The 16671-nt window shown below is 71.5% G+C and carries 17 protein-coding genes; 5 read left to right on the forward strand and 12 right to left on the reverse strand.

The window, feature by feature from the left end; all coding sequences use genetic code 11:
* Positions 1-16 precede the first annotated feature (16 nt).
* The 5 genes from E6R62_RS12530 to E6R62_RS12550 form a co-directional block, all read right to left on the reverse strand.
* On the reverse strand, positions 17-1108 hold the full coding sequence (locus tag E6R62_RS12530; protein ID WP_136213440.1) for an LOG family protein: 1092 nt from the start codon (positions 1106-1108) through the stop codon (positions 17-19).
* Positions 1109-1134: 26 nt separating this feature from the next.
* Entirely contained in the window at positions 1135-2217 is a 1083-nt protein-coding gene (locus E6R62_RS12535) for a hypothetical protein (RefSeq protein WP_136213441.1), read from the reverse strand.
* Entirely contained in the window at positions 2199-2954 is a 756-nt protein-coding gene (locus E6R62_RS12540) for an ABC transporter ATP-binding protein (protein ID WP_136213442.1), read from the reverse strand. Before E6R62_RS12540 ends, E6R62_RS12535 begins: the two co-directional genes overlap by 19 nt.
* Positions 2955-3146: 192 nt before the next feature.
* Positions 3147-4508, reverse strand: a complete 1362-nt coding sequence (locus E6R62_RS12545) for an aspartate aminotransferase family protein (RefSeq protein WP_136213443.1) — start codon at positions 4506-4508, stop codon at positions 3147-3149.
* 3 nt (positions 4509-4511) lie between these two features.
* Positions 4512-5015, reverse strand: a complete 504-nt coding sequence (locus E6R62_RS12550) for an Lrp/AsnC family transcriptional regulator (RefSeq protein WP_053675186.1) — start codon at positions 5013-5015, stop codon at positions 4512-4514.
* A gap of 169 nt (positions 5016-5184) precedes the next feature.
* Here E6R62_RS12550 and E6R62_RS12555 point away from each other — a divergent pair, with 169 nt between their 5' ends.
* From E6R62_RS12555 to E6R62_RS12565, 3 genes are all read left to right on the forward strand, one after another.
* The gene (locus E6R62_RS12555) at positions 5185-6624 is read left to right on the forward strand and encodes a gamma-aminobutyraldehyde dehydrogenase (RefSeq protein WP_136213444.1); all 1440 of its coding nucleotides are present in this window, start codon (positions 5185-5187) and stop codon (positions 6622-6624) included.
* A gap of 115 nt (positions 6625-6739) precedes the next feature.
* Positions 6740-7918: a PotD/PotF family extracellular solute-binding protein gene (locus E6R62_RS12560; protein WP_136213445.1), complete on the forward strand. Its 1179-nt coding sequence runs from the start codon at positions 6740-6742 to the stop codon at positions 7916-7918.
* 84 nt (positions 7919-8002) lie between these two features.
* On the forward strand, positions 8003-8476 hold the full coding sequence (locus E6R62_RS12565) for a hypothetical protein (protein WP_136213446.1): 474 nt from the start codon (positions 8003-8005) through the stop codon (positions 8474-8476).
* Here the strand turns inward: E6R62_RS12565 and E6R62_RS12570 are convergent.
* The 5 genes from E6R62_RS12570 to E6R62_RS12590 form a co-directional block, all read right to left on the reverse strand.
* Positions 8457-9680 carry a serine hydrolase gene (locus E6R62_RS12570; protein ID WP_136213447.1) on the reverse strand — a complete coding sequence of 408 codons (1224 nt, stop codon included), beginning with the start codon at positions 9678-9680 and terminating at the stop codon, positions 8457-8459. The genes E6R62_RS12565 and E6R62_RS12570 overlap by 20 nt on opposite strands.
* A 147-nt stretch (positions 9681-9827) precedes the next feature.
* A complete protein-coding gene (locus E6R62_RS12575; RefSeq protein ID WP_136213448.1) occupies positions 9828-10547 on the reverse strand; it encodes a response regulator transcription factor in 720 nt (239 codons plus the stop codon).
* A gap of 94 nt (positions 10548-10641) precedes the next feature.
* Positions 10642-11718, reverse strand: a complete 1077-nt coding sequence (locus E6R62_RS12580) for a sensor histidine kinase (protein WP_136213517.1) — start codon at positions 11716-11718, stop codon at positions 10642-10644.
* Positions 11719-11822: 104 nt separating this feature from the next.
* The gene (locus tag E6R62_RS12585) at positions 11823-12512 is read right to left on the reverse strand and encodes a glycerophosphodiester phosphodiesterase (protein WP_136213449.1); all 690 of its coding nucleotides are present in this window, start codon (positions 12510-12512) and stop codon (positions 11823-11825) included.
* Between the two features lie 20 nt (positions 12513-12532).
* On the reverse strand, positions 12533-13558 hold the full coding sequence (locus tag E6R62_RS12590; protein WP_136213450.1) for an adenosine deaminase: 1026 nt from the start codon (positions 13556-13558) through the stop codon (positions 12533-12535).
* A gap of 239 nt (positions 13559-13797) precedes the next feature.
* On the opposite strand from E6R62_RS12590, the gene E6R62_RS41715 reads away from it, so the two are divergent.
* Complete coding sequence (locus E6R62_RS41715) at positions 13798-14388, forward strand: DUF4190 domain-containing protein (RefSeq protein WP_168714032.1); 591 nt, start codon at positions 13798-13800, stop codon at positions 14386-14388.
* A 12-nt stretch (positions 14389-14400) separates the two neighbouring features.
* Here the strand turns inward: E6R62_RS41715 and E6R62_RS12600 are convergent, their stop codons facing one another.
* Positions 14401-15162: an SDR family oxidoreductase gene (locus E6R62_RS12600; RefSeq protein ID WP_136213452.1), complete on the reverse strand. Its 762-nt coding sequence runs from the start codon at positions 15160-15162 to the stop codon at positions 14401-14403.
* 200 nt (positions 15163-15362) lie between these two features.
* On the opposite strand from E6R62_RS12600, the gene E6R62_RS12605 reads away from it, so the two are divergent.
* Positions 15363-16238, forward strand: a complete 876-nt coding sequence (locus E6R62_RS12605; protein ID WP_136213453.1) for a helix-turn-helix domain-containing protein — start codon at positions 15363-15365, stop codon at positions 16236-16238.
* Positions 16239-16251: 13 nt separating this feature from the next.
* On the opposite strand, the gene E6R62_RS12610 is transcribed toward E6R62_RS12605, so the two are convergent.
* Complete coding sequence (locus E6R62_RS12610) at positions 16252-16668, reverse strand: NUDIX domain-containing protein (RefSeq protein WP_136213454.1); 417 nt, start codon at positions 16666-16668, stop codon at positions 16252-16254.
* Positions 16669-16671: the final 3 nt, after the last annotated feature.

Raw genomic sequence — 16671 nt, forward strand, 5'->3', positions numbered from 1 at the left:
AAGTTGCCTGCCCCGGTCAGCTCATCGCGGCGAGCGCGGCCGGGACCTCGGTCACCGACTCGACCAGCGCGATCCGCGACTCCATGCCGCGGTCGCGCGCCAGCGCCCGGAGCAGGGGCCAGGCGGGCAGCCGCTCCGTCCAGTGCCGCCGGTCGACCAGGACCATCGGCGTCGGCTCGCCCCGCGAGGCGTAGTAGTTCGGCGTCGCGTTGTCGAAGATCTCCTGCACCGTGCCGGCCGCTCCCGGCAGGAACACCACGCCCGCGTTCGACCGCGCGAGCAGCCCGTCCTCGCGGGTGGCGTTCGCGAAGTACTTCGCGATGTGGCCCGCGAACGCGTTCGGCGGCTCGTGCCCGTAGAACCAGGTGGGGATACCCACCGAGTCGCCGCCCGCGGGCCAGAGCTCCCGTACGGCGAAGGCGGCCCGGGCCCAGTCGGACACCGAGGGGACGAAGGACGGGGCCTTGGCCAGTAGTTCGAGGGCCTCGTCCAGGGCCCCGTCGGAGGCGGGGGCCAGATAGGCGCCCAGGTTGGCCGCCTCCATCGCGCCCGGACCACCGCCGGTGGCGACGGTCAGCCCGGACCTGGCCAGCGTGCGGCCCAGTTCGGCCGCGCCCCGGTAGTCGGCGGCGTCGCGGGTCATCGCGTGGCCGCCCATCACGCCGACCACCCGGGCACCGTGGAGGTGCTCGTCGAGGGCGTCGGATATCGCGTCGTCGTGGATGGAGCGGAGCATCGAGGAGAAGACGTCGCCGTCCGACTTGGTCTCCTGGAACCAGGCGTACGCCTGCGCGTCCGGGGTGGCCTCGTAGCCCGCCGGCAGCCCGGCGAACAGCTCGTCGGCCGAGTACAGCAGGCTCCGGTACGGGTTGAACGGCAGGTCCGGAACCGGTGGGAAGACCAGGGCGCCGTCGGCCCGCACCTTCGCCGCGGCGTCCGGCTCCATCGCGCAGCCCAGGAAGACGGCGGCCGAGGTGTCGGCGGACAGCAGGGCGAAGGTCCGCTCCAGCAGGTTGACCGACTGGACGCGGTAGCCGCTCAGTGAACCCCGGGCGACGACCTGGTCGAATTCGGCGAGCGTCTCGATCTCGATGTCTGCGTTGACCATTCGGCCCACCCTAAGGGCTCCGCGGATCAGCGGGTCAGCGCGAGCGACGTCAGTTGTGCCACACCCCAGCTCAGCGGTACGCACACCACCACCAGCGCGGAGGCCCGCACGGTGGCGGCCGTCCGCAGGACGGTGCCCGGTGCGCCGAGGGCGGTCAGGGTGCCTCGGGTGGCGGCCCTGGCCTGTCGGGACTCCACCGCCGATGTGAGAAGTGTCGCGGTCGCGCACAGCGCCACGAGCAGCGCGGCGGCCCCGGTCAGCGGACCGAGCGGAGCGAAGACCGTGCCCCGTTCGCGCAGGACCGACGCCGTGAGGGCGGCGGCCCCGACCGCGCAGAGGACGCCGAGGGGACGGCCCAGCCGAGGGGCTTCCTCCTGGAGGGCCCGACCCGCCAGCAGGCGCAGCGCGCCGGGGCGGACGGCCAGTACGAGGGTCCCGCAGGCGTAGGCCAGGCCGGGACCGGCCAGGGCGAGCCCGAGGGTGATCAGCGCCCACCCGGCCGGAAACGCGGGGCCGCCCCGGCCGGCGTAGGCCTGGAGGGCGAGCCCGCACGCGCACACCGCGACCCCCCAGGGCACCCCGGTCTGCGGCGGCAGCCCGGCCAGCGGCGGGCGCGGGCGCAGGACGAGGGCCGTCGCGGCGGAGGCGGTCAGCGGGACGAGGGCCAGCAGGGTCAGCGCCGCCGCCAGGGGGAGCGGCTGCTCGGCGTGCAACAAGGCGGAGCCGGCCCCGTCGAAGGGCAGTCCGGCGAGGTCGCCCCGCAGGTGGAGGAAGAGGGCGAGGGCCAGGGCGCTGCCCAGCGTGCAGGCGACGGCGGTGGAGACGGCCGCGGCAAGGGTGAGGCGTACGGGGCCCAGCCCGGCGGCGTCCATCCCTTCCCGGGGACGGGTCGCGGGGTCGGTCCTGGCGACGGCCACCGCGAACTGGACGGTGGCGGCGAGCGGGACGAGCGCCCACAGCAGCCGAGGGAACGATCCGGCGGGCCGGGCGGTCGCCTCCGCGAGTACGTAGAGGAGCAGGAACCCGGCGCCGGCCGAGGCGGCGGCGACCAAGAGCCGGCGCAGCTGGACCAGCGGCCGGGAGCCGCGGACTAGGCGGAGAGGGAGCACGCGGCCTGGTCCTCCGTGGTCTCGACGGGACCGGAGGGGGCGGCGGCTTCGGCCGTACGGCCGTCGAGCAGGGCGAATCGGCGGTCGGCGACGGCCGCGTTCTCCTCGTCGTGGGTGGCGAGCAGGACGGTGATGTCGTGCGAGCGGGCCGCGGTGGTCAGCGTCCGCAGCAGCAGCGCCCGCTCGGCCCGGTGCAGCGGGGCCGTCGGCTCGTCGGCGAAGATCACGGCGGGTTCGTGGACCAGGGCCCGGGCCAGGGAGACGCGCTGCGACTCGGCGCGGGTCAGCGCGCCCGGCCGCTTGCGGGCGAAGGCGCCGATGTCGAGCCGGTCCAGCCATTCGCAGGCGGTGTGCTTGGCGGCGCGGTGCGAGGCGCCGGCGATCAGCAGGGGCAGCGCGACGTTCTCCCACACCTTGAGCTCGGGCAGCAGATGCGGCTCGGGGCCGATCCAGCCGAACCGGTCGCGGCGCAACCGTTCGCGGGCCAGGGCTCCCATGGTGTGCACGGGAACGCTGTTGAACCAGACCTCGCCCTGCTGCGGCTTGAGCGAGCCGGCCAGACAGCGCAGCAGCGTGGTCTTGCCGCTCCCGCGCGGGCCGGTCAGGGCCAGGATCTCGCCCTGGCGGACGCCGACGGAGACGCCGATCAGGCCGGGCGAGCCGTCGTGGGAGTAGTGCAGGGACCGTGCCCACAGGACTTCATTGTCAGGCGGGGCATCGTCTGCGGGAGCCACCATGGTGAACACCTCCGTCCGGGGGAACGAAGCGGAGCCCCATCGGTCACTGGCGCCGCAAGGAGATGTAAAGAGACGAACGCCTCGGATGGTGACAGCACACGGCCCGGACCCCCGCGTTCTCACTCGAACGGGCGATCCGGGCCGTGTGGTTCGGACTATTTTCTGCCCGGCCGGGGCCGGTGGCAGTGCTGCTTACAGCTTGGTCCACGCCTCGGTGAGCACCGAGCGCAGGATGCCCTCGATCTCGTCGAAGGTGCCCTGGTCCGCGATCAGCGGCGGGGCCAGCTGGATGACCGGGTCGCCACGGTCGTCGGCGCGGCAGTACAGGCCGTTGTCGAAGAGCGCCTTGGAGAGGAAGCCGTAGAGCACGCGCTCGGTCTCCTCGTCCGTGAAGGACTCCTTGGTGACCTTGTCCTTGACGAGCTCGATGCCGTAGAAGTAGCCGTTGCCGCGGACGTCGCCGACGATCGGCAGGTCGTGCAGCTTCTGCAGCGTCGACAGGAAGGCGCCCTCGTTGTCCAGCACGTGCTGGTTGAGGCCTTCCTTGTCGAAGATGTCGAGGTTGGCCAGCGCGACCGCCGAGGAGACCGGGTGGCCGCCGAAGGTGTAGCCGTGCAGGAAGGTGTTGTCGCCCTTGTAGAACGGCTCGGCGATGCGGTCGGAGACGATGCAGGCACCGATCGGGGAGTAGCCCGAGGTCATGCCCTTGGCGCAGGTGATCATGTCCGGCACGTAGTCGAACTTGTCACAGGCGAACATCGTGCCGAGGCGGCCGAAGGCGCAGATCGTCTCGTCGGAGACGAGCAGCACGTCGTACTCGTCGCAGATCTCGCGGACCCGCTGGAAGTACCCGGGCGGCGGCGGGAAGCAGCCGCCGGCGTTCTGCACCGGCTCCAGGAAGACGGCGGCGACGGTGTCGGCACCCTCGAACAGGATCTCCTGCTCGATCTGGTCGGCGCACCAGCGGCCGAAGGCCTCGGGGTCGTCGCCGTAGATCGGGGCGCGGTAGATGTTGGTGTTCGGCACCTTGTGCGCGCCGGGTACCAGCGGCTCGAAGGGGGCCTTCAGGGCCGGCAGGCCGGTGATGGACAGGGCGCCCTGCGGGGTGCCGTGGTAGGCGACCGCACGCGAGATGACCTTGTACTTGGTGTGCTTGCCCTGCAGCTTGAAGTACTGCTTGGCCAGCTTCCAGGCGGTCTCGACGGCCTCGCCGCCACCGGTGGTGAAGAAGACCTTGTTCAGGTCGCCGGGGGCGTAGCCGGCGAGACGCTCGGCGAGCTCCACGGCCTGCGGGTGCGCGTACGACCAGATGGGGAAGAACGCGAGCTGCTGCGCCTGCTTGTAGGCGACCTCGGCCAGTTCCTTGCGGCCGTGACCGGCGTTGACCACGAACAGTCCGGCGAGACCGTCCAGGTAGCGCTTGCCCTTGTCGTCGAAGATGTAGGTGCCCTCACCCCGCACGATGGTGGGGACGGGGGAGTTCTCGTACGAGGACATGCGGGTGAAGTGCATCCACAGGTGGTCGTACGCGGTCTTGGAGAGGTCTTGGCTCACGGGCTATCGGGTTCCCCACATGTAGGTCTGCTTCTTCAGCTTCAGGTAGACGAAGCTTTCGGTTGAGCGCACGCCGGGGAGCGCGCGGATCTTCTTGTTGATCGTCTCCAGCAGGTGGTCGTCGTCCTCGCAGACGATCTCCACCATCAGGTCGAAGGAGCCCGCGGTCATCACCACGTACTCGCATTCGGCCATCGAGGTCAGTGCGTCGGCCACCGGGTCGAGGTCTCCCTCGACGTTGATGCCGACCATGGCCTGGCGTCGCAGACCCACGGTGAGCGGGTCGGTGACGGCGACGATCTGCATGACGCCCTGGTCGAGCAGCTTCTGTACGCGTTGGCGTACGGCTGCCTCCGACAGGCCGACTGCCTTGCCGATCGCTGCGTAGGGACGGCGACCGTCCTCTTGCAGTTGCTCGATGATCGCCAGGGACACAGCATCGACCGAAGGGGACGGTTGTCTGTTCCTGGAATCTGCGCTTCGACTGACCACGACCTCACTGTGCACGAGGAGTCGTCGGTTCCGCAACCCGCAACCGAGGTAATTCGTTGTCTTGACTCTCCGATTGCACGGATTTCGCAGTTCGTGGCATCCGGCTCTGTCGAAAGCGTCAGGAGACGCGATAGGCTGGGGATTCGTCTCAATCGTTGGACATGTGATCAGGAGAGTGGCTGTAGTGACCACCGAACTGCGTCGTCTGCGCAACTACATCGGCGGAGAGTTCAAGGACGCCGCCGACGGCCGGACCACCGATGTGGTCAACCCCGCGACCGGCGAGGTGTACGCCACCGCTCCGCTCTCCGGCCAGGCCGATGTGGACGCCGCCATGGCGGCCGCCGCCGCCGCCTTCCCGGGCTGGCGCGACACCACTCCCTCCGAGCGGCAGAAGGCCCTGCTCAAGATCGCGGACGCCTTCGAGGCGCGCGCGGACGAGCTGGTGGCGGCCGAGTCGGAGAACACGGGCAAGCCGCTGGGCCTGACGGCCAGCGAGGAGCTGCCGCCCATGGTGGACCAGATCCGCTTCTTCGCGGGCGCCGCGCGTCTGCTGGAGGGCCGCTCGGCCGGCGAGTACATGGACGGGATGACCTCGATCATCCGCCGTGAGCCGGTCGGTGTGTGTGCCCAGGTAGCGCCGTGGAACTACCCGATGATGATGGCCGTGTGGAAGTTCGCCCCGGCGATCGCCGCGGGCAACACCGTGGTGCTCAAGCCCTCGGACACCACCCCGGCCTCCACCGTCCTGATGGCCGAGATCATCGACTCGGTCCTGCCCAAGGGCGTCTTCAACGTGGTCTGCGGCGACCGCGAGACCGGCAAGGCCATGGTCGAGCACCCCACCCCGGCGATGGCCTCCATCACCGGTTCGGTGCGCGCGGGCATGCAGGTCGCCGAGAGCGCCTCGAAGGACGTCAAGCGCGTCCACCTGGAGCTCGGCGGCAAGGCCCCGGTCGTGGTCTTCGAGGACGCCGACATCGCCAAGGCCGTCGAGGACATCGCCGTCGCCGGCTACTTCAACGCCGGCCAGGACTGCACCGCCGCGACCCGCGTGCTCGTGCACGAGTCCGTCCACGACGAGTTCGTCTCCGCGCTCGCCAAGGCCGCCGCGGACACCAAGACGGGTCAGCCGGACGACGAGGACGTGCTGTACGGGCCGCTGAACAACCCGAACCAGCTCAAGCAGGTCGCGGGCTTCATCGAGCGCCTCCCCGCCCACGCCAAGGTCGAGGCGGGCGGCCACCGCGTCGGCGAGAAGGGCTACTTCTACGCCCCGACCGTGGTCTCCGGCCTCAAGCAGGACGACGAGATCATTCAGAACGAGGTCTTCGGCCCCGTCATCACGGTGCAGTCCTTCACGGACGAGGCCCAGGCGCTGGAGTACGCGAACGGCGTCGAGTTCGCCCTCGCCTCCTCCGTGTGGACCAAGGACCACGGCCGCGCGATGCGGATGTCCAAGAACCTCGACTTCGGCTGCGTGTGGATCAACACCCACATCCCGCTGGTGGCCGAGATGCCCCACGGCGGCTTCAAGAAGTCCGGCTACGGCAAGGACCTCTCCGCCTACGGCTTCGAGGACTACACCCGCATCAAGCACGTGATGACCTCGCTCGACGGCTGAGTCCCGGCGGCGGCCGTCCCGGCCGTCCCGCACTGATCAGCGCAGAACGCTGAGGGGGCGGGCAGTAGACACGTTGTCTATTGTCCGCCCCTTCGCCTTGTCCGAGGCTTTGGGCATGCCTGAACTCCCCTTCTCCCGCCGCGCGGTGCTGCGCGGCCTCGGTGCCGTGGGCCTGCCGGCCGCCCTCAGTGGTTGCGGGGTGCCCGCCGCCTACGTCCCCGAGGACCGACGGGAGGGCCCGGACCGCTCCGCCGGTGAACGCAGCCTCGCCTTCTCCAACTGGCCGCTCTACATCGACACCGACGACGAGGACGAACAGCGTCGTCCGACGCTGGACGCCTTCTCCGAGAAGACCGGCATCGAGGTCCGGTACACGGAGGAGATCAACGACAACGACGAGTTCTTCGGCAAGGTCAGTCCGGCCCTGATGAACCACCAGCAGACCGGTCACGACCTGGTGGTGATCAGCGACTGGATGGCCGCCCGCTTCGTCCGTCTGGGCTGGGCCCAGAAGATGAACCGCTCGGCACAGTCCAACGTGGTCAAGTACCTGGACCCGCAGTTGCGTTCCCCCGCCTTCGACGAGGGCCGGCTGCACACCGTGCCGTGGCAGTCGGGGATCACCGGTATCGCCTACAACCGCAGGTCGCTCGGTCGGGAGATCAAGTCCGTCAAGGACCTGTGGCAGCCGGACCTGGCGGGCAAGGTGACGCTCTTCTCCGGACTCGACGAGTCCTTCGCCCTGTTGATGCAGGGCAACGGGGTGGACGTCACCCGCTGGACCGAGAGCGACTTCCACCGGATGTGCGACCAGGTCGAGAGCATGGTGAAGAAGAAGCACATCCGCCGCTTCACCGGCAACGACTACACCTCCGACCTGAGCAAGGGCGATGTGCTGGCCTGCCAGGCCTATTCCGGTGACGTCGTCCAGTTGCAGGCCGACAACCCCGACATCGAGTTCGTGGTCCCGGAGGAGGGCGCCGAGCTCTGGGCCGAGAGCCTGCTGGTTCCCAACCTCGCCCTGCACAAGGCGAACGCCGAGGCACTGGTCGACTACTACTACGACCCGGCGGTGGCGGCGGAACTCGCCGCCGCCGTCAACTACGTCTGCCCGGTCCCGGCCGCCCGCGAGGTGCTGGCCGCCTCCCCGGACAAGGAGACCGCCGAGCTCGCCCAGAACCCGCTGATCTTCCCGGACGACGAGATGCGGGGGCGCCTCGTCGTGGCCCGGGACATCTCGTCGGCCGAGCGCCGGTCCTTCGCCAAGCGCTGGAACGCCATCGTGGGGCTCTGACGGCGTCCGTCACGGTACGGCCACAGAATTGAACGTGTTCATGAAATCGACTGAACGTGTTCAGAAACTGCGTACGCTTGCCCCATGAGCGAGAGAAGCGCCCTCCGGCGGCGTATCCGTGCCTGGCTGGTCCTGTTCATCGTCTGCCTCGCGCTCAGCGGGCTCACCGCCTTCCCGCTGGTCAGTGAGCTTCACTGGGCGAACTCGGTGATCTCCCACGAGTGGTTGCGGCGGGTGGGCGACGGACTGGACCAGGCCGACGCGCGATACCCCTTCCTCCTCTACGGCACGGACTGGCTGGCCTTCGCCCACCTCGTGATCGCCGTCTTCTTCTACGGGGTCCACCGCGATCCGGTACGCAACATCTGGATCGTGGAGGCCGGTGTGATCGCGTGCGTCGCAGTGATCCCGCTGGCCCTGATCTGCGGACCGATCCGGGGCATCCCCTTCGGCTGGAGCCTCATCGACATGTCGTTCGGCGTCTTCGGCGTCATCCCGCTGCTGGTCCTGCGTCGGCTGATCAAGCGGCTGGAAGCGCTTACGAGCGCGGGCGCGTGAGGGCGGCCGTCAAGAGCCCGCGCACCACCGGGTTCATCTCCTTCCCCTTCGCGTCGGTGGAGTTGACCGAGTAGGCCAGCGTCCGGGAGAGGTCCCGCGTCCCGCCCATCCCGGTGCTGTAGCCGAAGCGGCTCCCCGTCTTGCCCCACACCTCCGTGCCGTCCGGCATCACGATCCTGGACAGGCCCGCCGTCAGGACCGCGTCCTTGCCGCTCTCGACGTCCTTCACCGCCGGGACGGTGAACATCTCCTCCAACTGCGCCTTCGGTACGACCCGCCCGCCGAACAGGGCCACGGTGAACCGCTCCAGGTCCGCGGTGGTCGAGATGATGTCACCGGCCGCCCACCGGTCGGAGCTGTTCCACACCGACACGTCCCGCAGTTCGGTCGAGCCGTCGGGGCGCGGCACCGCCTGGTAGCCGTGGTTGTACGGGCCCGGTATCCGGGTCTGGGTCCGACCCGGGAAGGAGGTCTGGCGCAACCCCAGCGGACGCAGGATCCGCCGGTCGACCTGCTCCTCGTACGCCGTGCCCGTCAGCTTCTCGATGAGGACACCCAGGACGGTGTAGTTGATGTTCAGATAGTGCTGCGCCGACCCCGGGGCGAACTCCGGCCCCTGCGCCAGCGCGTCGGCGATCTGGTCGTGCGGATCGACGACATCGAACCGGTGGTCCCACTGCGCCTCGAAGGCGTCGCCCGGGCCGTCCGCCGGCTTGATCCCGCTCGTGTGGTTCAGCAGCTCGCGCACCGACACGGACGGAAAACGGTCGGGGAACGTCCCGGGCAGGTACCGCTGTACCGGCTTGTCGAGATCGACCTTCCCTTCGGAGGCCAGTTGCAGGACCACGGCCGCCGTGAAGGTCTTGGTCACCGACCCCGCCCGGAAACGGCCCTGCTCCAAGGCCGGTCGACCGCTGCCGAGATCCGCCACGCCGGAGACGCCCTGCCAGCGGCCGCTCGATCCACCGACCCGTACCAGGGCGGCCGTCGCGTCCGCGTTCCCGACGCCGACGCCATCCAGCGCCTTCATCAGCGCCTTGGCGTCCGGCGCGGTGGAGAAGACCGGCGCCGCGGCCTCCGCCGAGAGCGAGACCGAGCCCGAGGGCGGAACCGGCGCCCCCGGTGCGGCATGGGCGACGGCCGACCCGGACACGATGCCCAGGAGCACAGTGGCCGCGACCAGAGTGCGGGTACGCGCGTTCATGATGGGATCCCCCTTGGTGCCAACGGGGCGACTTCCGCCCCGACGACCTCAATGCTCCGGGTCGCAGGGGTAGTTGCGGATCACCAACAAGAGGGGTCTTCTGCGGTACGACAACTCACCGGAGCGGGGGAGTGGACACCCCGTCTCTCACTCCCCAGAGGGAGTACCCCTCACGGGGGACCCCACCCCCGCCGCGATCAACCCCGTCTCGTACGCGCAGATCACCGCCTGGATCCGGTCCCGCAGACCCAACTTGGCCAGCACGTTCCCCACATGCGACTTCACCGTGTGCTCGCTCACCGTCAGCGCCGACGCGATCTCCGCGTTCGACAGCCCCCGCCCCAGGTGCAGCAGGGTCTCCCGCTCCCGCGCTGTCAGCGACCCCAGCCGCCCGGCGGCCGGGTTCGCCCCCGCCGCGGGTGCCGTCCCGGCCCCCGGACGAGCCGTCACCGCCGTGTACTCCTCGATCAATCGCCGCGCCACCGAGGGCGCCAAGAGCGACTCGCCCGCCGCCACCACCCGTACCGCGTGCACCAGGTCGTCGCGCCGCACGTCCTTCAACAGGAACCCGCTCGCCCCGGCGTGCAACGCCTCGTAGACGTACTCGTCCGAGTCGAAGGTCGTCAGCATCACCGTCCGGCAGGCGCTCTGCGCCGAGATCACCCGGCACGCCTCGATCCCGTCCGTCACCGGCATCCGGATGTCCAGCAACGCCACGTCCGGCCGCAGCGTCCGCACCGCCGCGACCGCGGCCGTACCGTCCCCGACCTCCGCGACGACCTCGATGTCGTCCTGCGCGTCCAGGATCATCCCGAAGCCGCTGCGCACCAGCTCCTGGTCGTCGGCCACCACCACACGGATCGTCAACTCCCCACCTCCCGCGCCGAGGTTACCGCCGCGACCGCGACGGTCCCGCGTCCACCTGGGTCACCCGTCCACCAGCATCACCCGTCCACCAGCGTCACCCGTGCATCAGGGACACCCCCTCCACCAGCGTCACCCGCACCCGGAACCCGCGCTCGCCCGGCCCCCGACCGCACTCGGCCGTCCCGCCGTGCGCGGCGGCACGCTCCCGGATGCCGATCAGCCCGTGACCGCCCGACGGGGCGCCCGGCCCCCGCCCGTCATCCGTCACCGACACCGTCAAGGAGCGCGACCCGTAGTCCAGCCGCACCGCGGCCCGCGACGCCCGAGCGTGCTTCACCACATTGGTCAGCGCCTCCTGCACCACACGGTGCACGGTGGCCTCCAGCGCGGCCGGCAGGGCCCGCACCTCGCCCGTGCGCTCGTAGGACACCTCCAAGCCACTGCCCCGCACCCGTTCCAGCAGCCCCGCCAGTTCCTCCACCCCCGGCTGCGGTCTCCGGGGCGCCGAATCCTCGGTGCGCAGCACGCCCAGCATGGAACGCAGCTGCGCCATCGCCTCCCGCCCCGTCCCGGCTATCGCGTCGAACGCCGCCTCCGCCCGCTCGGGGGCCCGCCGCACCGCCACCGGCCCGGCCTCCGCCTGCACGATCATGATGCTGACGGCGTGCGAGAGGATGTCGTGCATCTCCCGGGCGATCCGGGCGCGTTCACGCGCCGCCGCCTGCTCCGCCTCTATCCGGTTCGCCCGCTCCAGCTCCGCCGCCCGCGCCTCGACGGCCCGCGTGTACGCCTGCCGCGTGTACTGCAGACGGCCGAGCGCGTACGCGGCGACCGACACGAAGAGCGTGAAGAGCAACTCGCGCGCCGTCCCCGTGTTCCACCCCACGGAGACGCCGACCGCCGCCACCGTGAACAGCCCCACGCCCAGCCGTACGCGGGCCGTGCAGCTCAGGGCCACCGTGTAGAAGGCGATCAGGCCCGCGTACGGCAACGGCTGTCCCGGCCCGTCCAAGGTCAGCTTGTACACCCCGCCCACGAGGAGGACGGCCACCAGTACCGTCACCGGTGCCCGCCGCCGCCAGACCAGCGGCAGCACGCCGAGCGTGGTCACCGCGTACGAGGGCCAGTCGGCCGGCGGCAGGTCCTGCGCCCGCGGCACCACGAACGGCATGGAGACGGCCGACTGCACGAGCACCGTCAGCCCGACGTCCCGCCACCGCGGATCGGCCCGCCGGAGCCGCTCCCCCCACCGGTTCCACTCCCCCCGGGCGCGTATCACCGCCCGAGCTCGGCCCGTACCGCCACCAGCGCGTCCACCCGGTTCGTGGTGACGGAGTCCACCCCGGCCGTGACCAGCGCGCGCATCGTCCGCTTCGTGTCCGCCGTCCAGGCGGACACCTTGAGCCCGTCCCGGTGCACGGCGTCGGTCAGCTCCCGGCTGACCAGCCCGAACGGGTAGTTGAGCCACGCCGGCTTCACCGCGTCGATCAGCACCCGACGCGGCGGGGAGAGCGTGGTCCACGTCAGCGCGATCTCCGCGCCCGGATCGGCGGCGCGCACGGCCAACATCGAGTTCGGCCCGGCGCAGTAGTACGTGCGCTCGCGCGCGTCGCAGGCACGGACCTCGTCGACGACCGCACGGACCGCGTCCGAAGTGGCACCCGGCAGGTCCAGCATCAGCCGCCCCGGGCCCGCCACCGCCAGCGCGTCGCGCAGCGGCGGCACCCCGCCGTCCGTCATGTCGCGAAGCTGCGCGGCCATGACGTCGGCGAGCCGTACGTCATGGCCCCACAGCCGTTTGAGCGTCTCGTCGTGGAGCAGGACCGGGACCCCGTCGCGGGTCAGCCGTACGTCGACCTCCACCGCGTCGGCCCCCCTGGCGAAGGCGGAGCGGATCGAGTTGAGGGTGTTCTCACGGACTCGGTAGGGATCGCCGCGGTGGCCGACGGCAGTCAGGGTGCGCATGGCCCCATTCTGCTGGGACGTCAGGATGCCGGCCACGCCTCGGTGTACGTGTCGATCTCCGCGTTGAGCCTCGCCTTGCCCGCCGGGTCCAGGAAGGACGCCTCGACCGCGTTCTTCGCGAGCGACGCGAGCCCGCGCTCGTCGAGGTCGAGGAGACGGGCGGCGACCGCGTACTCGTTGTTGAGGTCGGTGCCGAACATCGGCGGGTCGTCGCTGTTGATGGTGACGAGCACGCCGGCCCGCACCATCTCCTTGATCGGGTGCAGGTCGAGGTCCGTGACGGCGCGCGTCGCGATGTTGGAGGTGGGGCAGACCTCCAGCGCGATGCGGTGCTCGGCGAGGTAGGCCAGCAGCTCCGGGTCCCGGGTCGCGCTGGTGCCGTGGCCGATGCGCTGGGCGCCCAGCTCGTTGATGGCGTCCCAGATCGTCTCCGGGCCGGTGGTCTCGCCGGCGTGCGGGACGCTGTGCAGTCCGGCCGCCCGGGCGCGGTCGAAGTACGGCTTGAACTGCGGGCGCGGCACGCCGATCTCGGGGCCGCCGAGGCCGAAGGAGACCAGGCCCTCCGGGCGCAGGTCGACGGCGAGGCGGGCCGTCTCGGCCGCGGCCTCCAAGCCGGCCTCGCCCGGGATGTCGAAGCACCAGCGCAGGATGACGCCGAGCTCGGCCTCGGCCGCCTTGCGGGCGTCCTCGATGGCCGCCATGAAGGCGTCCTCGTCGATGCCGCGGCGGGTGGAGGAGTAGGGGGTGATGGTCAGCTCGGCGTAGCGGATGTTCTGCCGGGCCATGTCGCGGGCAACCTCGTAGGTGAGGGTGCGTACGTCGTCGGGGGTGCGGACCAGGTCGACGACCGACAGGTAGACCTCGATGAAGTGGGCGAAGTCGGTGAAGGTGAAGTAGTCGACGAGGGCCTCGGGGTCGGTGGGGACCTTCGAGTCGGGGTGGCGGGCGGCGAGTTCGGCCACGATGCGCGGCGATGCGGAGCCCACGTGGTGGACGTGCAGTTCGGCCTTCGGCAGCCCCGCGATGAAGGGGTGCAGGTCGGGCATGGAGGCCTCCGGGAGGACGCGGGTGCGGGCAGGTCGGCTTCATCGTAGGCAGGCCGGACCGTGTCGGTGCCGGCGCATAGCATGGCTGTACGAGAGGGGGGCGCCGTATGACCGACCACCAGGGCCCTGAGCCGAGAGATCCGTGGGCGCCGCCGTCCGAGCGGCCCCCGGCGGATCCGGCCCGGCCGGGGGACACGCGGGGCGGTCCGGGCGGCCCGGGAGTCCACGACCACCCGACGATGGCGGAGATCCCCGGGGCGGGGGCCCCGCCGGCCTACGGGTATCCGGCGCAGCCGGACCCCGGCGGATACGCCTACCCCGGCGCCCCGACGCCGCCGACGGGCGCGGGCTACGCCTATCCCGGGCCTCCCGGCGGGCCGCCGACGCCGCCCGCCCAGCCCGGGTACGGGGCCGCTTACGGGACGCAGCCGCCGTACGGCGGTCCGCCCTCGTACCCGGGTTATCCCGGGGCCGGATATCCCGGATACGCGCCCGGGTACCCCGGCCATCCGCAGCCCGGCAACGGCCTCGGTGTGGCCGCGTTCGTCCTCGGACTGCTGTCGGTGGTGGCCTGCTTCACCGTCTTCGGGCCCATCGTGTTCGGTATCCCGGCGGTCGTGCTCGGCGCGCTGGCCCGGGGCAAGGCCAGCCGGGGCGAGGCGACCAACGGCGGCCTGGCGCTCGCCGGTCTCATCTGCGGCGTGGTGGGCATCGTGATGGGCGCCGCCCTCACGCTGTTGCTCGTGCTCGGCCCGGGCTTCTCCTCCGACTCCGGTGGTCGGGACCGGCCCGCTCCGTCGTCGGACTCGCGGGTGCAGGAGAGGATATGACCCGCCCGCCCGTCAGGCCTGCGTGGTCGGCTGGATGACCAACTGGCGCAGGTTGACGTGGCGGGGGCGGCCGGCGGCGTAGGCGACCAGGTTCGCGACCTCCTCCGCGGCGAGGGGGCCGATCGCGTCGAACATCCCCGACAGCTGCGACGCGAGGGCCGGGTTGTCGATGCCCTGGGCCAGCTCGGTGTCGGTCAGGCCCGGCTCGATGTTCGTGACGCGCACCCGTCGTGGGCCGAGTTCGGTGCGCAGGGACTGGGAGAGGTGGGTCAGCGCTGCCTTCGTCGCACCGTAGACCGCGTAGTCCGGGAAGTGCAGGTGCGCGGCGATGGAGGAGATGTTGACCAGGTCGGCGGTGCCGCCCTCGGCGGCGCGGGCCACCAGGTCCGGTGTGAACGCCCGGATGATCCTCAGCGCCCCGCCGACGTTCGTGTCGAGCATCCGCTGCCACTGATCGGTGCGGCCGTCGCGGATCGGGTTGGGCATCATGACCCCGGCCGCGTTGACGACCAGGTCCACCGCGCCGAACCCGCTGTGGACGCGGTCGACGGCGGTGTCCACGGCGCTCTGCTCGGTGAGGTCGGCGGGGGCGGCGAGCGCCCGGCCGCCTTCCGCCCGGATCTTGCCGGCCAGCTCCTCCAACCGGTCGGCCCTGCGGGCGAGCAGGGCCACCTTCACACCGTGACGCGCGAGCAGCACCGCCGTAGCGGCGCCGATCCCGCTCGCGGCGCCGGTGATCAGCGCGGTACGGCCTTCCAGGTTCGCGTACGTCATCGCCGCGGCTCCCTCGTGTCTCGTGCCGGAGGAGTTCCGGCCACGGGGCCCAGCCTGTCCGCGTGACCCGGACCGGCCCAGGGTCATGCTTTTCCTGGGACCGGCAGTACCAGGCACGCCGACCCGCCTCCCGCCTTCCCGGCGGCCGAGCGTGGTCCGTTCGCCCGGGCCCGCGCCCGACCCTGGCTAAGATCGAACGCATGACCGGGGACATCGGAGACTTCCTGCGCTCGCGCCGCGCCCGCATCCGGCCCGAGGAGACGGGTCTGCCCTCGCACGGCCGGCGCCGCGTGCCGGGACTGCGGCGGGAGGAGGTCGCCCTGCTCGCGGGCGTCAGCGTCGACTACTACATCCGCCTCGAACAGGGCCGCGGACCGAGCGTTTCGGACGCGGTGCTCGACGCGATCGCCCGGGTGCTGCGGCTGAACCCCACGGAGCACTCCCATCTGCGCGCCTTGGCCCGGCCGCCCGTCACGCCCGAGGCCGTCCAGGAGGTCCGGCCCGGGGTCCGGCTGCTGCTGGAGGCCGTCGGCGGGGCCGCGCCCGCGTTCGTCCTCGGCCGCCGCATGGACGTCCTCGCCTGGAACGCCCTGGCGGACGCCGTCGCGGGCCACTCCCACATGCCCCCCGGCTCCCGCAACATCGCCCGTCACGTCTTCCTCGACCCGGACGCGCGGGAGTTGTACCCCCAGTGGGCGCGGATCGCCGAGGAGACCGTCGGCCACCTGCGCCTCTACGCGGGCCAGCACCCGGGCGATCCACTGCTGGCGGCGCTGACCCGGGAGCTGGCGGACCGCAGCGAGGAGTTCCGACTGCTGTGGGCCGACCACACCGTGAAGGAGAAGACCCACGGCGTGAAGTTGATCGACCACCCCGTCGTGGGCAGGCTGGAACTTCCCTACGAGACGCTCGCCCTGCCGGGGGAGCCCGACCAGCTCCTGGTCGTCTACACGGCGCCGCCCGGCTCGGAGACGGCCCATCGCCTCGCGCGCCTGGCCGCCGAGGCCCCGGGCGCGCCGCTCCCACGGTCGGGCGTGCCCCTGTCGGGGCCTGCGCCGCAGGCCGTACTGGGATAGCGCGCGGGCGGGGTCAGACCGACGCCGCCATCAGCAGCGTCGGCACCATCACCCGGTCCTCCCCGGCGAGGGCCCGCGCGAGTGGAACCCAGACCGGCCCCACCATGCGGGGACAGTCGCACCCCAGGTCCCCGTCCACCCCCGGCCGGGGCTCCCCGGGGCCCACCTCGACCCGGTAACAGGACGTCCACCCCGACGGGTAGGGCGCCTCATAGGCGTACCGCACCGCGAGGGGTACCAGGCCGGTCCGCTCGACCACCTCCCGCCGGACCGCCTCGCCCGGGTCCTCCCCGGGTTCCACGCCGCCGCCGGGCAGGGTCCAGTACTCCGGCCCGTCGTGCCGCCCGGTGGGGCCCGCGGCGCGCTCGCGGACCATGAGCAGACAGCCGTCCCGGACGATGACCGCCGCGACCCGGCTTCGGTCGGCCATCGC

It is taken from the genome of Streptomyces sp. A1136 (assembly GCF_004795055.1).
In the GTDB taxonomy this organism is placed as follows: Bacteria; Actinomycetota; Actinomycetes; order Streptomycetales; family Streptomycetaceae; genus Streptomyces.

Coding starts and splice junctions, on each gene's coding strand:
- E6R62_RS12565 (WP_136213446.1), top strand. CDS start 8,003: ATGAGCGAGAGAAGCGCCCTCCGGCGGCGTATCCGTGCCTGGCTGGTC.
- E6R62_RS12600 (WP_136213452.1), bottom strand. CDS start 15,162: ATGACGTACGCGAACCTGGAAGGCCGTACCGCGCTGATCACCGGCGCC.
- E6R62_RS12585 (WP_136213449.1), bottom strand. CDS start 12,512: ATGCGCACCCTGACTGCCGTCGGCCACCGCGGCGATCCCTACCGAGTC.
- E6R62_RS12540 (WP_136213442.1), bottom strand. CDS start 2,954: ATGGTGGCTCCCGCAGACGATGCCCCGCCTGACAATGAAGTCCTGTGG.
- E6R62_RS12560 (WP_136213445.1), top strand. CDS start 6,740: ATGCCTGAACTCCCCTTCTCCCGCCGCGCGGTGCTGCGCGGCCTCGGT.
- E6R62_RS41715 (WP_168714032.1), top strand. CDS start 13,798: ATGGCGGAGATCCCCGGGGCGGGGGCCCCGCCGGCCTACGGGTATCCG.
- E6R62_RS12590 (WP_136213450.1), bottom strand. CDS start 13,558: ATGCCCGACCTGCACCCCTTCATCGCGGGGCTGCCGAAGGCCGAACTG.
- E6R62_RS12605 (WP_136213453.1), top strand. CDS start 15,363: ATGACCGGGGACATCGGAGACTTCCTGCGCTCGCGCCGCGCCCGCATC.
- E6R62_RS12610 (WP_136213454.1), bottom strand. CDS start 16,668: ATGGCCGACCGAAGCCGGGTCGCGGCGGTCATCGTCCGGGACGGCTGT.
- E6R62_RS12570 (WP_136213447.1), bottom strand. CDS start 9,680: ATGAACGCGCGTACCCGCACTCTGGTCGCGGCCACTGTGCTCCTGGGC.
- E6R62_RS12530 (WP_136213440.1), bottom strand. CDS start 1,108: ATGGTCAACGCAGACATCGAGATCGAGACGCTCGCCGAATTCGACCAG.
- E6R62_RS12580 (WP_136213517.1), bottom strand. CDS start 11,718: ATGCCGTTCGTGGTGCCGCGGGCGCAGGACCTGCCGCCGGCCGACTGG.